General features: G+C 59.2%; 10 protein-coding genes. 5 read left to right on the top strand and 5 right to left on the bottom strand.

What is annotated here, in order from left to right; all coding sequences use genetic code 11:
• Positions 1-25: 25 nt before the first annotated feature.
• Both glnE and CKW21_RS30220 read right to left on the bottom strand, forming a co-directional pair.
• The gene (gene glnE, locus CKW21_RS01115) at positions 26-2,965 is read right to left on the bottom strand and encodes a bifunctional [glutamate--ammonia ligase]-adenylyl-L-tyrosine phosphorylase/[glutamate--ammonia-ligase] adenylyltransferase (protein WP_095192188.1); all 2,940 of its coding nucleotides are present in this window, start codon (positions 2,963-2,965) and stop codon (positions 26-28) included.
• Positions 2,962-3,276, bottom strand: coding sequence for a hypothetical protein (locus tag CKW21_RS30220; protein WP_141232873.1), 315 nt, complete (start codon positions 3,274-3,276; stop codon positions 2,962-2,964). Before CKW21_RS30220 ends, glnE begins: the two co-directional genes overlap by 4 nt.
• A 72-nt stretch (positions 3,277-3,348) precedes the next feature.
• Here CKW21_RS30220 and aceE point away from each other — a divergent pair, with 72 nt between their 5' ends.
• The 5 genes from aceE to msrA all read left to right on the top strand — a co-directional run bounded on the left by aceE (position 3,349) and on the right by msrA (position 13,388).
• Positions 3,349-5,994, top strand: a complete 2,646-nt coding sequence (aceE, locus tag CKW21_RS01120; protein ID WP_095192189.1) for a pyruvate dehydrogenase (acetyl-transferring), homodimeric type — start codon at positions 3,349-3,351, stop codon at positions 5,992-5,994.
• 11 nt (positions 5,995-6,005) lie between these two features.
• Positions 6,006-7,970, top strand: a complete 1,965-nt coding sequence (gene aceF / locus CKW21_RS01125) for a dihydrolipoyllysine-residue acetyltransferase (protein ID WP_095192190.1) — start codon at positions 6,006-6,008, stop codon at positions 7,968-7,970.
• A gap of 276 nt (positions 7,971-8,246) precedes the next feature.
• Positions 8,247-9,641 carry an alkaline phosphatase D family protein gene (locus CKW21_RS01130; RefSeq protein WP_095192191.1) on the top strand — a complete coding sequence of 465 codons (1,395 nt, stop codon included), beginning with the start codon at positions 8,247-8,249 and terminating at the stop codon, positions 9,639-9,641.
• Positions 9,642-9,903: 262 nt separating this feature from the next.
• Positions 9,904-12,597 (top strand): bifunctional diguanylate cyclase/phosphodiesterase, encoded by a 2,694-nt coding sequence (locus CKW21_RS01135; RefSeq protein WP_095192192.1) that lies wholly within the window; start codon positions 9,904-9,906, stop codon positions 12,595-12,597.
• Between the two features lie 143 nt (positions 12,598-12,740).
• Positions 12,741-13,388, top strand: a complete 648-nt coding sequence (msrA, locus tag CKW21_RS01140) for a peptide-methionine (S)-S-oxide reductase MsrA (RefSeq protein WP_095192193.1) — start codon at positions 12,741-12,743, stop codon at positions 13,386-13,388.
• A gap of 111 nt (positions 13,389-13,499) precedes the next feature.
• Here msrA and CKW21_RS01145 read toward each other — a convergent pair whose 3' ends face one another.
• From CKW21_RS01145 to CKW21_RS01155, 3 genes are all read right to left on the bottom strand, one after another.
• Entirely contained in the window at positions 13,500-14,339 is an 840-nt protein-coding gene (locus CKW21_RS01145) for a 23S rRNA (adenine(2030)-N(6))-methyltransferase RlmJ (RefSeq protein WP_095192194.1), read from the bottom strand.
• A 101-nt stretch (positions 14,340-14,440) separates the two neighbouring features.
• On the bottom strand, positions 14,441-15,178 hold the full coding sequence (locus CKW21_RS01150) for a DUF4123 domain-containing protein (protein WP_095192195.1): 738 nt from the start codon (positions 15,176-15,178) through the stop codon (positions 14,441-14,443).
• Positions 15,168-17,060 (bottom strand): type VI secretion system tip protein VgrG, encoded by a 1,893-nt coding sequence (locus CKW21_RS01155; protein ID WP_095192196.1) that lies wholly within the window; start codon positions 17,058-17,060, stop codon positions 15,168-15,170. The genes CKW21_RS01150 and CKW21_RS01155 overlap by 11 nt, the downstream gene beginning before the upstream one ends.
• Positions 17,061-17,298: the final 238 nt, after the last annotated feature.

The following is a 17,298-nucleotide window of genomic DNA, read 5'->3' on the forward strand; positions in this document are numbered from 1 at the left end:
GTACTCGGTGTTTCAAACATCCTGTTCAGCTTAGCCCCAGCTCACGCCAGATCCGCATGACCTGTCGCCGTTCATCCGCGAACTGGTCGCCGGTTATCACCCCGGGATCCTTCTGCAAGGCCTGCCGGTGGGCGGCGGAGCGATAGGCCTTATAGGCTTCACGCAACAGGCTGGCATCTTCGGCGGGCATCAGCCCTTCGTGTTCCAGCTCTTCCAGAATGCGGATATTGTCGGTCCAGCGCAGCAATGGCGGGTGAGTTTCCGACCACGCCAGGGCCGCGTATTGCACCATAAATTCGATATCGACGATACCTCCGGCATCCTGCTTGAGATCAAACGGTGCCGTGGCCTCGAAGGCATTTGCCCCGGTACCGGCAGCAGTGCTCTTGCTGCCCAGGTTATCGCGCATCTTGGCGCGCATCTCGCTCACTTCCTGGCGCAAGGTCGGCAGATCCCGCGTCTTGCCCAGAATCGCTGCGCGGACCTGCTCGAATGCCCGGCCGACATCCTCGCTACCCACCAACACCCGCGCCCGCACCAACGCCTGGTGCTCCCAGGTCCAGGCCTCGCCCTCCTGATAACGGGCAAACGCCCCCAGCGAACTCACCAGCAACCCCGATGCGCCGGATGGCCGCAAGCGCATGTCCACTTCATACAGCTGACCGGAGTTGGTCTGGGCCGTGAGCAAGTGGATGATTCGCTGCCCAAGCCGGGTGAAAAATTGCGCGCCATCGATAGACTTCGGCCCGTCGGTTTCCGCCTGCGGGTCGCCATCGTGGATGAATACCAGGTCCAGATCCGAACCATGCCCCAGCTCCAGGCCACCGACTTTCCCATAACCGACAATGATGAAGCCGGGATCGCACAGGGTGCCATCGGTGCGCAACGGCGTACCGTACTTGGCCACGGTCTGGCGCCAGGCCAGGGCCAGCACCTGCTCAAGAATCGCTTCGGCGAGCCAGGTCAGGTAATCACTGACTTTCATCAATGGCAGGCTACCGGCGATTTCCGAGGCGGCCACCCGCAAGCGGTGCGCCAGTTTGAAATGGCGCAAGGCTTCCATTTGCTGCTCAAGGTCATCCTCGGGAATCCGCGTCAGGCGCTCGCGCAACTCGGCGGCCAGTTCCGGCGCCAGGGGCGGCTTGAACAACCGACCTTCATTGAGCAGTTCGTCGAGCAGCAACGGGAATCGCGTGATCTGCTCGGCGATCCACGGGCTCGCGGCACACAAGGTCAGCAAGCGTCGAAGCGCGCCGGGGTTTTCGGTCAGCAGCACCAGATAAGCGGAGCGACGCGCCACCGCCTCCACCAGGGGTAATACCCGCTCCAGCACCAGATCCGGGTTGGCGTGCTCCACGGCCTGGGCGAGCAAACGCGGAATAAAGGCATCGAGGCGCTCGCGCCCCAGTCGTTGCATGGCCCGCAGTTGCGGACTACTGCGCAGACTGGCCAAGGCTTTCAAGGCTTTGGGGGCATCAGCGAAACCACCCTCCTGCAACTGCCGGCAGGCCGCTTCTTCATCCTGGGCTTCTTCCCACAATGGCAGCCACTCACCGCCCACCACGACTTCGCTTTCGGCGCCCTGCTCCTCATCCGGATCAGCGATCACCTGGCCGAAGTGCCAGGCCACACGACCGCGCCAGTACATAAGCTGCTTGTGGAAAGCCGTCCAATCGGCGAAGCCCAGCATAAAGGCAATGCGCGCCTGATCCTGAGCGCCATCGGGCAGCATCTGGGTCTGACGGTCGGCAATCGCCTGGATCGCGTGTTCGGTGTAACGCAGGAATTCGTAACCTTCGCGTAATTCATTGATCACTGCTGGCGGCAGGTAGCCCTGGCCTTCCAGTGTGCTCAGCACTTTCAATAGAGGACGTTGTTGCAGGCTCAGGTCACGGCCACCATGGATCAGCTGGAACGCCTGGGCAATAAACTCGACTTCGCGAATGCCGCCAGAGCCAAGCTTGATGTTGTCGGCCATGCCTTTACGCCGGACTTCCTGCTGGATCAGTTGCTTCATGGTGCGCAGGGCTTCGATGGCCGAGAAGTCCAGATAACGCCGGTAAACGAACGGGCGCAGCATCTCTTGCAATTGCGCGCCGGCTACTTGATCGCCGGCCACCACCCGCGACTTGATCATCGCGTAGCGTTCCCAGTCGCGGCCCTGGTCTTGATAGTACTGCTCCAGTGCATTGAAACTCAGGACCAGCGCACCCGACGAACCGTAGGGTCGCAGGCGCATGTCGACACGGAACACAAAGCCGTCGACGGTCATCGGATCCAGTGCCTTGATCAGGCGCTGGCCGAGACGGATGAAAAATTCCTGGTTGTCCAGCGAGCGCTTTACGCCAACGGTTTCGCCGCCCTCGGGGTAGGCGAAAATCAGATCGATGTCCGACGACAGATTGAGTTCCACCGCGCCGAGCTTACCCATGCCGAGGATAACCATCTGCTGCGGTTCGCCGCTGCGTCGACCGGTCGGAACACCAAACTGCTGACAATGTCGCGCATACAGCCATTGATAAGCCTGATCGATGCTGGCATCAGCCATGTCAGAGAGATCGCGGCAGGTCTGGACCAGATCGGCCTGGCGGGTCAGGTCACGCCAGATGATCCGCACCTGGTGACGCGCGCGCTGGCGACGCAGCGCCCGGCCGAGCTGGTCGTCGGCTTCAGCGACGCTCACTGCCGCAGCGATCTGCGCGCACAACTCGCCGGGAGCGTAGTGACGGTCCAGTTCGCCGGACTGCACCAGCTCAAGAAGCATCAGTGGGTCACGCACGCTTTGTTCGGTCACGAAGTCGCTGGCAGCCGTCACGCGGGCAAATTGCTCCCAACGCTCAGGCGTCCATTCGGATAAGCCATGGTCGTTATCCAAAGCCGCAACGGCGGCGCGCAACGACTGCTGCGCGCGGGTGACAAACGGCAGCAGAATGGCTGGCAGTTCGACAAGCGAAGGAAGGCTCATGGTCTATCCTTGATCGGCGTGTAGAGGGCTGTATGTAGTGATTTAACGAAACGCACTACCTGATCGACTGTCGAACAAAGGTTAGAAATAGCTGAAATCTCTTTATTTTTGGCAGCCAGCATCAAGCTCTCACCTTTTTTGGTTAGCAAAATTCCAACCTTAACGATTATTCTCACAACGTAGTCGGAGGCCACAAGCCGCTCTTCTGTAGTTTTACTACTCGTATATACATTCGGATAGCTGAAATGCCGGATGATTTGTAGTAAAACTACACGCCGCCGGAACAACCTATCGGCAATCCAAGAATTCATAACGTCTGCCCACAAGGCCAGTCGCTAACTCAGGCAACCGATTCTGGTAGCCTTTCCGCCCTGGAGCAAGCCATGCAAGACCTCGATCCCGTCGAAACCCAGGAATGGCTGGACGCCCTGGAATCGGTTCTCGACAAAGAAGGCGAAGACCGTGCTCACTATCTGATGACCCGTATGGGCGAACTCGCGACCCGCAGCGGCTCGCAGTTGCCTTACGCCATCACCACGCCTTACCGCAACACCATCCCGGTGACCCACGAAGCACGCATGCCTGGCGACCTGTTCATGGAACGCCGCATTCGCTCGCTGGTACGCTGGAACGCGATGGCCATGGTAATGCGTACGAACCTGAAAGATTCTGACCTGGGTGGTCACATCTCCAGCTTCGCTTCCAGTGCGACCCTGTATGACATCGGCTTCAACTACTTCTTCCAGGCCCCGACCGACGAACACGGCGGCGACCTGATCTACTTCCAGGGCCACACCTCGCCAGGCGTCTACGCCCGTGCGTTCATGGAAGGCCGCATCACCGAAGACCAGATGAACAACTTCCGCCAGGAAGTCGACGGAACAGGTCTGTCGTCCTACCCGCACCCTTGGCTGATGCCTGACTTCTGGCAGTTCCCGACCGTATCCATGGGTCTGGGTCCGATCCAGGCGATCTACCAGGCGCGCTTCATGAAGTACCTGGAAGCCCGTGGCTTCATCCAGCCTGGCAAACAGAAAGTCTGGTGCTTCCTGGGCGACGGCGAGTGCGACGAGCCGGAATCCCTGGGCGCCATCTCGCTGGCTGGCCGCGAGAAGCTCGACAACCTGATCTTCGTCATCAACTGCAACCTGCAGCGCCTCGACGGCCCGGTTCGCGGCAACGGCAAAATCATCCAGGAACTCGAAGGCGTGTTCCGCGGTGCTCAGTGGAACGTGACCAAAGTCATCTGGGGCCGTTTCTGGGACCCACTGCTGGCCAAGGACGTCGACGGCATCCTGCAACGCCGCATGGACGAAGTCATCGACGGCGAGTACCAGAACTACAAAGCCAAAGACGGCGCGTTCGTACGTGAACACTTCTTCAACACGCCAGAACTCAAGGCGATGGTTGCAGACCTGTCCGACGACGAGATCTGGAAACTCAACCGTGGCGGCCACGACCCGTACAAGGTCTACGCGGCATACCACGAAGCGGTCAACCACAAAGAACAGCCTACCGTCATCCTGGCCAAGACCATCAAGGGTTATGGCACCGGTGCCGGCGAAGCGAAAAACACCGCGCACAACACCAAGAAGGTCGATGTCGAGAGCCTGAAGTTGTTCCGCGACCGCTTCGACATTCCGGTAAAAGACGAAGAACTGGAAAACCTGCCATTCTTCAAACCGGAACCGAACAGCGCCGAAGCCCGCTACCTGAGCGAACGCCGCACGGCACTGGGCGGTTTCGTGCCTCAGCGTCGCGCGCAGAGCTTCAACGTTCCGACGCCACCACTGGAAACCCTCAAGGCTATCCTGGACGGCACCGGCGACCGTGAAATTTCCACCACCATGGCCTTCGTGCGGATCCTCGCGCAACTGGTCAAGGACAAGGAAATCGGTCCGCGCATCGTCCCGATCATCCCGGACGAAGCCCGTACCTTCGGTATGGAAGGCATGTTCCGTCAGTTGGGCATCTACTCGTCCGTCGGCCAGCTCTACGAGCCAGTCGATAAAGACCAGGTGATGTTCTACAAAGAGGACAAGAAGGGCCAGATCCTAGAAGAAGGCATCAACGAAGCGGGCGCCATGAGCTCCTTCATCGCTGCCGGCACGTCGTACTCCAGCCACAACCAGCCAATGCTGCCGTTCTACATCTTCTACTCGATGTTCGGCTTCCAGCGTATCGGCGACCTGGCCTGGGCCGCTGGCGACAGCCGTACCCGTGGCTTCCTGATTGGCGGCACCGCCGGCCGTACCACCCTGAACGGTGAAGGCCTGCAGCACGAAGACGGTCACAGCCACATCCTGGCTGCCACCATCCCGAACTGCCGCACCTTTGATCCAACCTACGGCTACGAGCTGGCGGTGATCATTCAGGACGGCATGAAGAAAATGACCGAAGAGCAGCAGGACGTTTTCTACTACATCACCGTGATGAACGAGTCCTACCAGCAACCAGCCATGCCGGCCGGTGTCGAGGAAGGCATCATCAAGGGTATGTACCTGCTCGAAGAAGACAACCGCGAAGCGGCGCACCACGTGCAGCTGATGGGCTCCGGCACCATCCTGCGTGAAGTCCGCGAAGCGGCGAAGATCCTGCGCGAACAGTTCAACGTCGGCGCCGACGTGTGGAGCGTTACCAGCTTCAACGAACTGCGTCGCGACGGCCTGGCCGTAGAACGCACCAACCGTCTGCACCCGGGCCAGAAGCCTAAGCTGAGCTACGTTGAAGAGTGCCTGAACGGCCGTCAAGGTCCAGTCATTGCTTCGACCGACTACATGAAACTGTACGCCGAGCAGATCCGTCAGTGGGTACCGTCCAAGGAATTCAAAGTCCTGGGCACCGACGGTTATGGTCGCAGCGACAGCCGCAAGAAACTGCGTCATTTCTTCGAAGTCGACCGTCATTTCGTGGTGTTGGCAGCCCTGGAAGCACTGGCTGACCGTGGCGATATCGAACCTAAAGTGGTGTCTGAAGCCATCGCCAAGTTCGGTATCAACCCGGAAAAACGCAACCCACTGGACTGCTGAGGAGAGATTCTGTGAGCGAACTCATTCGCGTACCTGACATCGGCAGCGGTGAAGGTGAAGTAATTGAACTGTTTGTGAAGGTCGGCGACCGTATCGAAGCCGACCAGAGCATCCTGACGCTGGAATCGGACAAGGCGAGCATGGAAGTGCCTGCGCCGAAGGCCGGTATCATCAAGAGCCTGAAAGTGAAGCTGGGCGACCGCCTGAAAGAAGGCGACGAACTGCTCGAGCTGGAAGTCGAAGGTGCCGCTGCTGCCCCTGCGGCTGCCGCCGCGCCTGCTGCGAAAGCCGAAGAGAAACCGGCCGCTGCTGCTCCTGTGTCAGCAGCTCCGACCGCTCCTGCGGCTGCGCCAGCAGCCGCTTCGGTTCAGCAAGTGCACGTGCCGGACATCGGTTCGTCGGGCAAGGCCCAGATCATCGAGATCCAGGTCAAGGTCGGCGATTCCGTCGAGGCTGATCAATCGTTGATCACCCTGGAATCCGACAAGGCCAGCATGGAAATCCCATCGCCTGCCGCTGGCGTGGTCAAGGCCATCAGCGTCAAGCTCAACGACGAAGTCGGCACTGGCGACCTGATCCTGGACCTGGAAGTGGCGGGTGCTGCTGCACCTGCTGCCGCGCCAGCCCAGGCCGCTGCACCTGCTCCGGCTGTCGCCCCTGCTCCTGTGGCAGCTCCGGCTGCCCCCGTGGCAGACAGTGTTCAGGACATTCACGTTCCGGACATCGGCTCGGCCGGCAAGGCCAAGATCATCGAAGTCCTGGTCAAGGCCGGTGACACCGTCGAGGCTGATCAATCGTTGATCACCCTGGAATCCGACAAGGCCAGCATGGAAATCCCATCGCCTGCCGCTGGCGTGGTGGAAAGCGTTTCCATCAAGCTGGATGACGAAGTCGGTACCGGCGACCTGATTCTGAAGTTGAAAGTCAAAGGCGCGGCCCCGGCTGCTGCCCCGGCACCTGCGGCGGCTGCACCGAGCGCTCCTGCGCCTGCCGCCGCGCCGGCTGCTGCATCGGCTCCAGCTGCTGCTCCTGTTGCCGCCCCGGCCAAGCCTGGCGCCAAGGTTCACGCAGGTCCTGCGGTGCGCCAACTGGCCCGTGAGTTTGGCGTCGAGCTGAGCGCTGTCGGTGCCAGCGGCCCGCACGGTCGCATCCTGAAGGAAGACGTGCAGGTTTACGTCAAGGCCATGATGCAGAAGGCCAAGGAAGCGCCGGCCGCTGCCGCCGGCGCAACCGGTGGCGCGGGCATCCCGCCGATCCCGGTCGTGGACTTCAGCCGCTTCGGTGAAATCGAAGAAGTGCCAATGACCCGCCTGATGCAGGTCGGTGCCGCCAACCTGCACCGCAGCTGGCTGAACGTGCCGCACGTGACGCAATTCGACTCGGCGGATATCACCGAGCTGGAAGCGTTCCGTAACGCCCAGAAAGCCGTTGCAGAGAAGGCCGGCGTCAAGCTGACCATCCTGCCGCTGCTGCTCAAGTCCTGCGCGCACTTGCTCAAGGAACTGCCGGACTTCAACAGTTCGCTGGCACCGAGCGGCAAGGCGATCATCCGCAAGAAATACGTGAACATCGGCTTCGCCGTCGACACCCCGGATGGCCTGCTGGTACCGGTCATCAAAAACGTCGACCAGAAGAGCCTGCTGCAACTGGCCGCCGAGGCCGCTTCCCTGGCTGAAAAAGCCCGGACCAAGAAGCTCTCGTCGGACGAAATGCAAGGCGCCTGCTTCACCATTTCCAGCCTCGGCCACATTGGCGGCACCGGCTTCACGCCGATCGTCAACGCGCCGGAAGTGGCGATCCTCGGTGTTTCCAAGGCAACCATCCAGCCTGTCTGGGACGGCAAAGCCTTCCAGCCGAAACTGATGCTGCCTCTGTCGTTGTCCTATGATCACCGTGTGATCAACGGTGCCGCTGCCGCTCGCTTCACCAAGCGTCTGAGCGACCTGCTGGCGGACATCCGCACCATCCTGCTGTAACCCCGACAGGCCCTCCTTCACCGGGGGGCCTGCCGCGTTTCAAGTTTTCCGAGCGCCACGCTCGTACCTCAACCCCGCCAATTTGGCGGGGCTTTTTTTTGCTTGATGTTTTTATCTGGCAGAGAGCCTTCCTACATTTGTGGCTGATATCGCCCACAACTCAAGTCCATTTCGGCTCGATATTTTTTCGCATTCAATAACTAGCCTTGTTTACAACTGCGCAAAACAGTCGAAAACCCGGCAACTTGAATCATAAACAATCGAATGGACTCGACCATGTTAAAACCAACTGTAGGCCCTATTATTGGCCACACTACAATGAATCAAGCCCGAATATTTTTACGCGGCGAAAGACAGAAAGGCGCTTTGGTATTTGCCGGTATCCGTTATCGACGGATAGGTGATGAGCGCTGGAATCAAGGATTTTTTACGCAACTGACGGCTTCACGCGACATGGCCGACGTAATAGTTCTCCATGATCTTAATGCCGATACCGAATACGAGTATCAGGCCGGATGGCTCAGCCCCATGAACCCGGTGCACACCGTGGAAACCATTCAGGAACTGCCACTGCAATGGCCTCGGGACGTCTATCGCTTTCGCACGCAGTCGAACCAGATCACAACGCCACGGGCCTATGTCGTCGGATCATGTCGCTACTTGAGCATGACGGCCGGCGTGCCATGGGCACCGCATCTGGGTGACCGGATCTTCGCATCCATTTCAAACCTGGCAAAACATGGCTCACCGCCCATCAGCGCCATGTTGATGACAGGCGACCAGGTTTATATCGATGATTTGAACTTCATTGCACCGGATCGTGAATACCACGAAATACTTGCCAAATACCGCATCGCCTTTTCTCAGCCGCACATTACAAAGTTGATGTCCGGCACGCCGACTTACATGATCCTCGACGACCACGAAATCGAAGACAACTGGCCAGCCAATAAAACCAGAGGCGATGAACAGTTATACAAAAACGCCATGGGTGCCTATGAGTTATTTCAAGCCAGTCACAGTCCGGCCCATAAGTTGAATACTGAAGGGCAATTAAACTGGCAGTTCAAACACTATTGGTATCAGTTTACCCATGGCGATATCGAGTGGTTTGTCACCGATAGCCGTACCCGACGCAATCTCGCGGCTAACGACCGGCGCATTTTTGATATCGAACAGGAACAGGCTCTGTGCGACTGGCTGATCCACAGCCCGGCCCGAGTCAAATTCGTGGTCACCAGCGTCATGTTCTACCCAGACCGCAAACGCCCTGCCGGTGACGCCTGGGAGGCTTTCCCCGAACAACGATTACGATTGTTGGAGACCATTCGCCTCCACAAGATCAAGAACGTCATCTTCGTTTCGGGCGATGTCCACGGCTCCTTGACCAGCCGCCTGAGCCACAGCGAGGACCCGGACTTCGAAATTCATGCCATCGTTTCGTCTCCGCTGTGCAACAGCAAACTGCTGCCCTTTGCCAAAGACTCAACCTTTATCCTCGATCAGCCGCTGGCCCGAACCGCCGCAGGCGATTATCGACATGAACTCACCAGCAAGGTCATCAGCCAGGACAACTTCGCACATTTGATTGTCGACGCCGAACAGATTCATGTGCGTTATCACGATCGCAATGGCAACCTGTTGCAATCGACCGATATCCCGTTGCGCTAAGAAAACTAAAGATCGAAGCCTTCCGCCCCCTGCAGGATGTACGTCGTTTGTATGAGCTGCGCAAGGCTGCGATTTTTACGGAAATAGCATTACTTTTGACCTTAATTGAAGAAATCTTCGCTCCTGCCGACATATTCTTATAGCACTTGGCCTTCATGTCTCTTGTCAGTCGGTGTCGCAATGATGCAACCTTGCCGCAGGCAACAGTAAAGAGGGCGAGAGCCCGGCGCGTTCAGCAAATACGAAGCGAGTTTCCCTCCCTATGAAGAGCCAACCCGATGCCGCCAGCCGTATGGTGGCCGAGGTAGTGACGCAGTTGCCTGTGCCCTCGCGGCTCGGCATGCTGCGTTTCGAACGGCTGAATGAACCTAGCTGGGCGCTGCTGTTTCTCGATCCCAATTGCGAACGACAATTCGGCTTGCCGGCCGTGGAGCTGTGCGCCCTGGTCGGCTCGCCCTACGCCAGCCTGATGGAGCCGGAAGCGCGCTATCAGCTGCATGACGCGATCCAGCAACAGCTGACAGAAGCCACGCATTACCTGATCCGCTACACCCTGCACACCGCCACAGGTTCGCTGAACTTGCTGGAGCTGGGCGAAGCCTATAAACAACACAATCGACACCTGTTGCGCGGTTACCTGCTGGTCATCGACGGTCTCTTCGAAGATGACCCGTTGCTGCCGGCGCTGGACCTGGAAACCCAGAACTCTCGGCTGCAAATCGCCCTGGAGCTCAACCAGCGCGCACAACAGGAACAACTGCAGCATCTGGACCGGGTTCGCGCCCAGCAGGACCTGATCCTGTTGTTGACCCGCCAGCGCTACAGCAGCAACAACTCCCTGCAAGAGGCCGCCGAACTGATCACCCGCAGTGCCTGCGAGATCTACGAAATCGACTGCGCCAGCCTGTGGAACCTGGAAGGCTCGATGCTGGTGCCGATTTCGGCCTACTACCGCGCCGACCAGCAATACCTGTTGCCGCAGCCAATCGACGTCAGCGACTTTCCCGACTACCTCGACGCCCTGCACACTGGCCGCGCCATCGACGCCCATAACGCCATGCGCGACCCGCGCACCCGGGAAATGGCCGAGAGCCTGCGCCCGCGTGATGTCAACGCAATGCTCGACGCCAGTGTCCGCGTCGACGGCCAGGTGGTTGGCGTGCTGTGCCTGGAGCAAACCGGCGCTACCCGCGCCTGGCAGTCGGATGAAATCGCCTTCGCCGGCGAGCTGGCGGACCAGTTCGCGCAGGTCATCAGCAACCATAACCGGCGCACCGCCACCAGCGCCCTGCACCTGTTCCAGCGAGCGGTCGAGCAAAGCGCCAACGCCTTCCTGCTGGTCAATTGCGATGGCGTAGTGGAATACGTCAACCCGAGCTTCACCGCGATCACCCAATACAGCACCGAAGAAGTCCACGGCCAGCGCCTGGCGGAACTGCCGGCACTGGAAAACCTCAGCGAGCTGCTGTTCGACGCGCCGTCAGCGCTGGCCAAAAGCAACAGTTGGCAGGGCGAATTCAAGAGCCGCCGCAAAAACCTCGAACCCTACTGGGGCCAGTTGTCGATCTCCAAGGTCTACGGCGATAACCGCGAACTGACTCACTACATCGGCATCTACGAAGACATCACCCAGACCAAGCTCGCCCAGCAACGCATCGAGCGCCTGGCCTACACCGACAACCTGACCAACCTCGGCAACCGCCCGGCATTCATCCGCAATCTCGATGAACGCTTCGCCCGAGACAGCGATACCCCGATCAGCCTGTTGCTGGTGGACATCGACAACTTCAAGCGCATCAACGACAGCCTCGGCCACCAGACCGGCGACAAGCTGCTGATCAGCCTGGCCCGGCGACTGCGCAACAGCCTCAGCCCGAGCGGCAGCCTGGCACGTTTCGCCAGTAACGAATTTGCGGTGCTGCTGGACAATGCCGACCTCCACACCGGACAACTGGTCGCCAACCAGTTGCTGACGACCCTCGACAAGCCGATGTTCGTCGACAACCAGTTGATCAGCGTCACCGGCTCCGTAGGCCTAGCTTGCGCGCCGCTGCACGGGCGCGATCCGCAAACCCTGATGCGTAACGCCGGGCTGGCGCTGCACAAGGCCAAGGCCAACGGCAAGCATCAGGTGCAGGTTTTCACCGAAGCACTGAACGCCGAAGCCAGCTACAAGTTGTTCGTCGAAAACAACCTGCGGCGCGCCCTGACCCAGAACGAGCTGGACGTGTTCTATCAACCCAAGCTCTGCCTGCGCAGCGGTCGCTTGCTGGGCATGGAAGCGTTGCTGCGCTGGGATCACCCGGAAAAAGGCATGATCCGGCCGGACCAGTTCATCAGCGTCGCGGAAGAAACCGGCCTGATCATTCCGATCGGCAAATGGATCGCCCGCCAGGCCTGCCGCAAGAGCAAAGAGCTGACCGCCGCCGGGCTGGGCAATCTTCAGGTGGCGATCAACCTGTCTCCCAAACAGTTTTCCGACCCGGACCTGGTGGCGTCCATCGCCAACATCCTCAAGGAAGAAGCGTTGCCGGCGAACCTGCTGGAGCTTGAGCTGACAGAAGGCCTTCTGCTGGAAGCCACCGAAGATACCCACTTGCAGCTCGACCAGCTCAAGCGCCTGGGCCTGACCCTGGCCATGGACGACTTCGGCACCGGTTACTCGTCGCTCAGCTACTTGAAAAAATTCCCCATCGACATCATTAAGATCGATCGGAGCTTCATTCACGAAATCCCGGACAACCAGGACGACATGGAAATCACCTCCGCGGTGATCGCCATGGCCCACAACCTGAAACTCAAGGTCGTGGCTGAGGGCATCGAAACCGCCGAGCAGTTGGCCTTCCTGCGTCGCCACCGCTGCGATGTCGGCCAGGGCTACCTGTTCGACCGACCGATCCCGGGCGCCGAGCTGATCGAGAAGCTCAAACGCTACCCGCGCGGCCCGATCGCCTGATCTGTAAACTTGTAGGAGCGAGCTTGCTCGCGATGTACGTAAACGATAACGCGCGCTGCCTGGTGCGGCGCGCTGCCCTGAAGTCCATCGCGAGCAAGCTCGCTCCTACAGATCTGACTAATTACCCTGACTGAGGACTGATAATGGTTCTGCGCTCGGAAATTCTGGTGAACAAAAACGTGCTTCCTACAAAAGAACAAGCTCTGCCTGGCCGCGAAACCCCGATCAAGGTTCCGGACGAACACTTCGTCAACGGCAACCCGCTGCTGGGTCCGTTCCCGGGCAATGTGGAATTCGCCATTTTTGGCCTGGGTTGTTTCTGGGGCGCAGAGCGTCGCTTCTGGCAGCGTGAAGGCGTGTTCAGTACGTCCGTCGGCTACGCCGGCGGCTACACGCCGAACCCGACCTATGAAGAAGTCTGCTCGGGCCTGACCGGTCACAGCGAAGTGGTGCTGGTGGTGTACGAACCGGAGAAAGTCAGCTACGAAGAGCTGCTGAAGATGTTCTGGGAACTGCACAACCCGACCCAGGGCATGCGCCAGGGCAACGACATCGGCACCCAGTACCGCTCAGTGATCTACGCCACCAAACCGGAACAACTGGAAGCGGCGAAGAAGAGCGCGCAAGTGTTCCAGGCCGAACTGACCAAGGCCGGCCAAGGGATCATCACCACCGAAATCGACGAAGCCCCGACGTTCTACTATGCCGAGGCGTATCACCAGCAGTACCTGGCCAAGAATCCGGAAGGTTACTGCGGCATTGGCGGCACTGGCGTGACCTGCCCGATCTGACCAGTAACCTGTAGGAGCGAGCTCGCTCGCGAAAAACCCGAGGACGCCGCAGGGCATCCGGTTTTACGCGTAATCGTTCACGACCATCGCGAGCGGGCTCGCTCCTACAGATCAACTCTCGGCGATCAACCAATCCATCTGCCACCCACCCTGGGTCTGCCCAAGCTTCTTGGACAACCACGGCAACAACTCACGCAATTCTTCCTCCAGCCCCCACGGTGGATTGGCAATCGCCAGACCCGAACCGTTCAGGCTGTTGGGCGTGTCCAGCGGATGTACCAGCAACTCCACGCGCAACAGCTTCGGCGCACCGGTGCCGGCCAGGTCCTGATAGAACCGGCGCAATGCGCGCTGATCCTTCACCGGGTACCAGATCGCCGCCACGGTTTGCCGCATCCGGCCAATCGCCTCTTTCAACGACGCCGCGCAGCGCTGCATTTCGTCGAGCTTTTCGAACGGCGGGTCGATCAACATCACCGCACGCTTCTCCGGCACCGGCAGCAAGGCCCGCGCAACATGCCAGCCTTCACCCAGGTGCACCTTCACCCGGCGATCACCGGCCATGTTGTCCTTGAGCAACACGCCGTCTTCCGGGTGTTTCTCGTTGAGCAACACGCGGTCCTGCGGGCGGGTCAGGCGTCGCGCCAACTCCGGCGAACCCGGGTAATAGCGCAACTGGCCATCCGGGTTCATCTCGTGCAGCACCTGCATGTAATCAGCGGTCAGGATCGGTAGATCCGGCTGATCCCACAAACGTGCAATGCCTTCCAGGTACTCGCCGGTACGGCTGGCCTGATCGCCCTGAAGGTCATACAGGCCAATGCCGGCGTGCGTATCGAGATAGGCAAACGGCTGTTCCTTGCGCGACATCAGGGCGATGAGGCGGGTCAAGGTCAGGTGTTTGAACACGTCGGCATGATTGCCGGCATGGAAGGCGTGACGATAATTCATGGCTGCTCCTGCGAAGGCCGGGAAGTTTACCTTCTACCGGCCTGCAAGTCAGGGGCTCGCGGCCGAGCGGCTCGACAAAGAAACCTGAAGGAACAAAGCCATCAGCTCAGCTCCTCCATCAAATACACCAACAACTCTTCTTTCGGCACGGATGGCAAATCAGGCTCCTGGAGAAAATTTGTAACCTTGCTGCGCAATACGCTTTCAGGAAACGCCTCAAAAACACCAGGTTGCTCCTCACTCAACCACTGCAAAAGGTTATTGATCTGCGCTGTGGCATCCTCTTCACCCAGTTGTTGCAACAGTGATTCAGGCACTTCCCACCACGGAAAAGCTACTGATGCCCCCTGCCCGCTTCCGCCGATTTCGACGGCCTGGCCATTGATCAAACACCGCTCGATCCCCGGCAGCAGTTGCGCGCCATTGACCTCGGCATTCTGAAGCATTGGCAGCACATAGCGCCCATCCCAGAAGCGGAAAAACACCGCGCTGCCATTGGGCAGTAAAACCTGCGTGAGACTGCGCAGGTGTTCGACCATTATTTTCTGACTCGCCGAGGAAACCGCCAACCAGCCCCAGTCACGTGACGCCGTGGTCGCCACCCACTGCAGAAACTCACTGTTCGCAGCGACGGTTGCGACAAAGGGCATCACCGCTTCCCACTCGGCGTAAGCGGTTTCGGCCCAGATCGGACTCGGTATCTTTTCGGGGGACGCGCGCCGCCAGGCTTCGAACGGTTCGGCGGAACTGGCGTTGCTGAAGATGGCGAACAGTTGCTCCGACGGTTGCAGCGGCTGAAGCTCGAGCCACGTATGAGGCGACAAAAATTCAGGCAACACAGACACCCTCCCTGCACTGTCCGCATATTTCACAAAAAGGTGCGGCTTTTTTCAGGTTACGCATCTGTGCCGAGCCCAAAGCGGCACTTTGAATCTTTTCGCCCATTTCTCCCGGAGCAGGTGCCGGTACCCCACCGAGCAGAATGGGCACGCTGCTGAAAATCCCGGCAGGGCCAATATTTATCCAGTGCCCGCCTGCCTGAATCGTCGCGTGAGCACCACTGGCGAGCACAACCTGACTACCGGCATTGATGCGAATCTGCCCGCTTGCATTGACGGTTTGGCTACCGACGTGGATATGCTGGCCACCTGTGACGTGCAGGTATTCGTTTTGCCCGACGTGAACATGCATGTCGTGCAGCACCTGCTGGCGCCAGTTTCGTTGGGCACGCAATGAAATTTCCTCGGCCCCCTTGCGATCCTCTATGCGCAGTTCGTTGTAGCCGCCGCCATCGGGACTGCTACGGGTGCGAAAAATGCTGCGGGTCTTGTCAGCTGGCAAGTCCAGCGGCACAGGCGTCGAGGCGTTTGGCAGGCACCCCATCACCAACGGTTTGTCAGCATCACCATCGACGAAACCCACCAGCACTTCCATGCCGACACGCGGCGTCAGCACGCTGCCATAGCCATCGTGCGCCCAAGCACTGGCCACCCGCAGCCAGCAACTGGAATGCTCATACAACTTACCGCGGCGATCCCACATCATCCGGACCTTGACCCGACCGAACGCGTCGCAATGAATTTCACTGTTCTTCGGACCGGTGACCACCGCCGATTGATACCCGGCAATATGGGGCTTCTCGATCAACGATGGACGAAAGAAAACATCCCACGGCGTCGCCAGAAACGTATTGCGATAGCCCTGGAAATCATCCGCATCGTCATTGCCCGCCGATTCTTCGAGCACTTGCGGTTGTCGACCGTGGTGATCGACTTCCGTCAGCAGCCACAAATCATTCCAGGCCTGTCGCGGATGCTCATCAAGCTGAAGGAAATGTCCGCTGGTCAGCGCGGTCTGGTCACTGCCGCCTTGCGCCTGACGGTAATCCGCACGATGACGCTCCAGGGCTCGTCCCGACAGATGATTACCGACTTCGCGGTCATTGAATTGTCCCGGAAAAGCATAATCCTCCAGCACCGGCAGCTGCTTGCTGTCACGATGGCTTTCCAGCTCGATCCGGGGTTGATGGAAGTCGTAATCACGGCGGACCACCGCAGTCGGGCGCGTTTCCAGACGTACATTGAAGTGATTGATCACCGGAATCGGTGCCGTCATGCCACTGCCCGGCAGGTACAGGGCAGGCTCGGGCAGATGCGGGAAAACGGTCTGGTCATCGCCGAACACCAACAGATGGCCATCGACGCTGTGCTGGAAGTGGTAGTGAATACCGACCTCGGCACACAGTCGCTGTATAAACGCCAGGTCACTTTCTGCGTATTGCACGCAGTATTCGCACTTAGGGTAAACGGTACCGAGCTGAAACTTGAAGGTGTCGCTGAAGATGCCATGCATCTTGAGAATTCGCTTTATGATCGCCGGCACGCTTAGGCGCTGGAAAACCCGCTGATTGATGCGCTGGCTCAGGTAAGCCAGTCGCGGCACCAGACTGATCTGATAACGCGTCAGTCGCGCGCCGGAATCACCCTGGCCAACGCGAAAAATCTGACCATGAACACCTCCGCCCCGCACATCGAAACTCAGAAAGGCCTGACGGTGCAGCAAGCTTTCAAGCTCGATGTCCGGTCGCTCGCTGACCAGCTCCAGATCAAATCGGTATGGCTGGCTGATAGCCTCCTTGCCTGTGAACTCAAGCACCTTGAGCTCACTGGGGACACCGTCGAGGGTCAGCATGAAGCGAGGTTGATTGGCAGAAGCGAACATCCGGCGTGTCTCTGCAGAGGGGAGGCTCGCGATTCTGCATGAGTGACAGTAGGGATGAACGAGGGGCGGGAAAAACAGAAATGCCCTACTTCACTTGTAGTTTTGGCCTTCAGAAAACGGCTCTTCTGGCTACAGACAACGCCGCAAAAAAATACAACTCCCCCTGTGGAAGCGAGCCTGCTCGTGAAAGCGATTTGACCGTCGCATTGATGTTGAATGCGCGGCCGCCTTCGCGAGC

This window comes from Pseudomonas sp. Irchel 3A7, from assembly GCF_900187565.1.
Lineage (GTDB): Bacteria > Pseudomonadota > Gammaproteobacteria > Pseudomonadales > Pseudomonadaceae > Aquipseudomonas.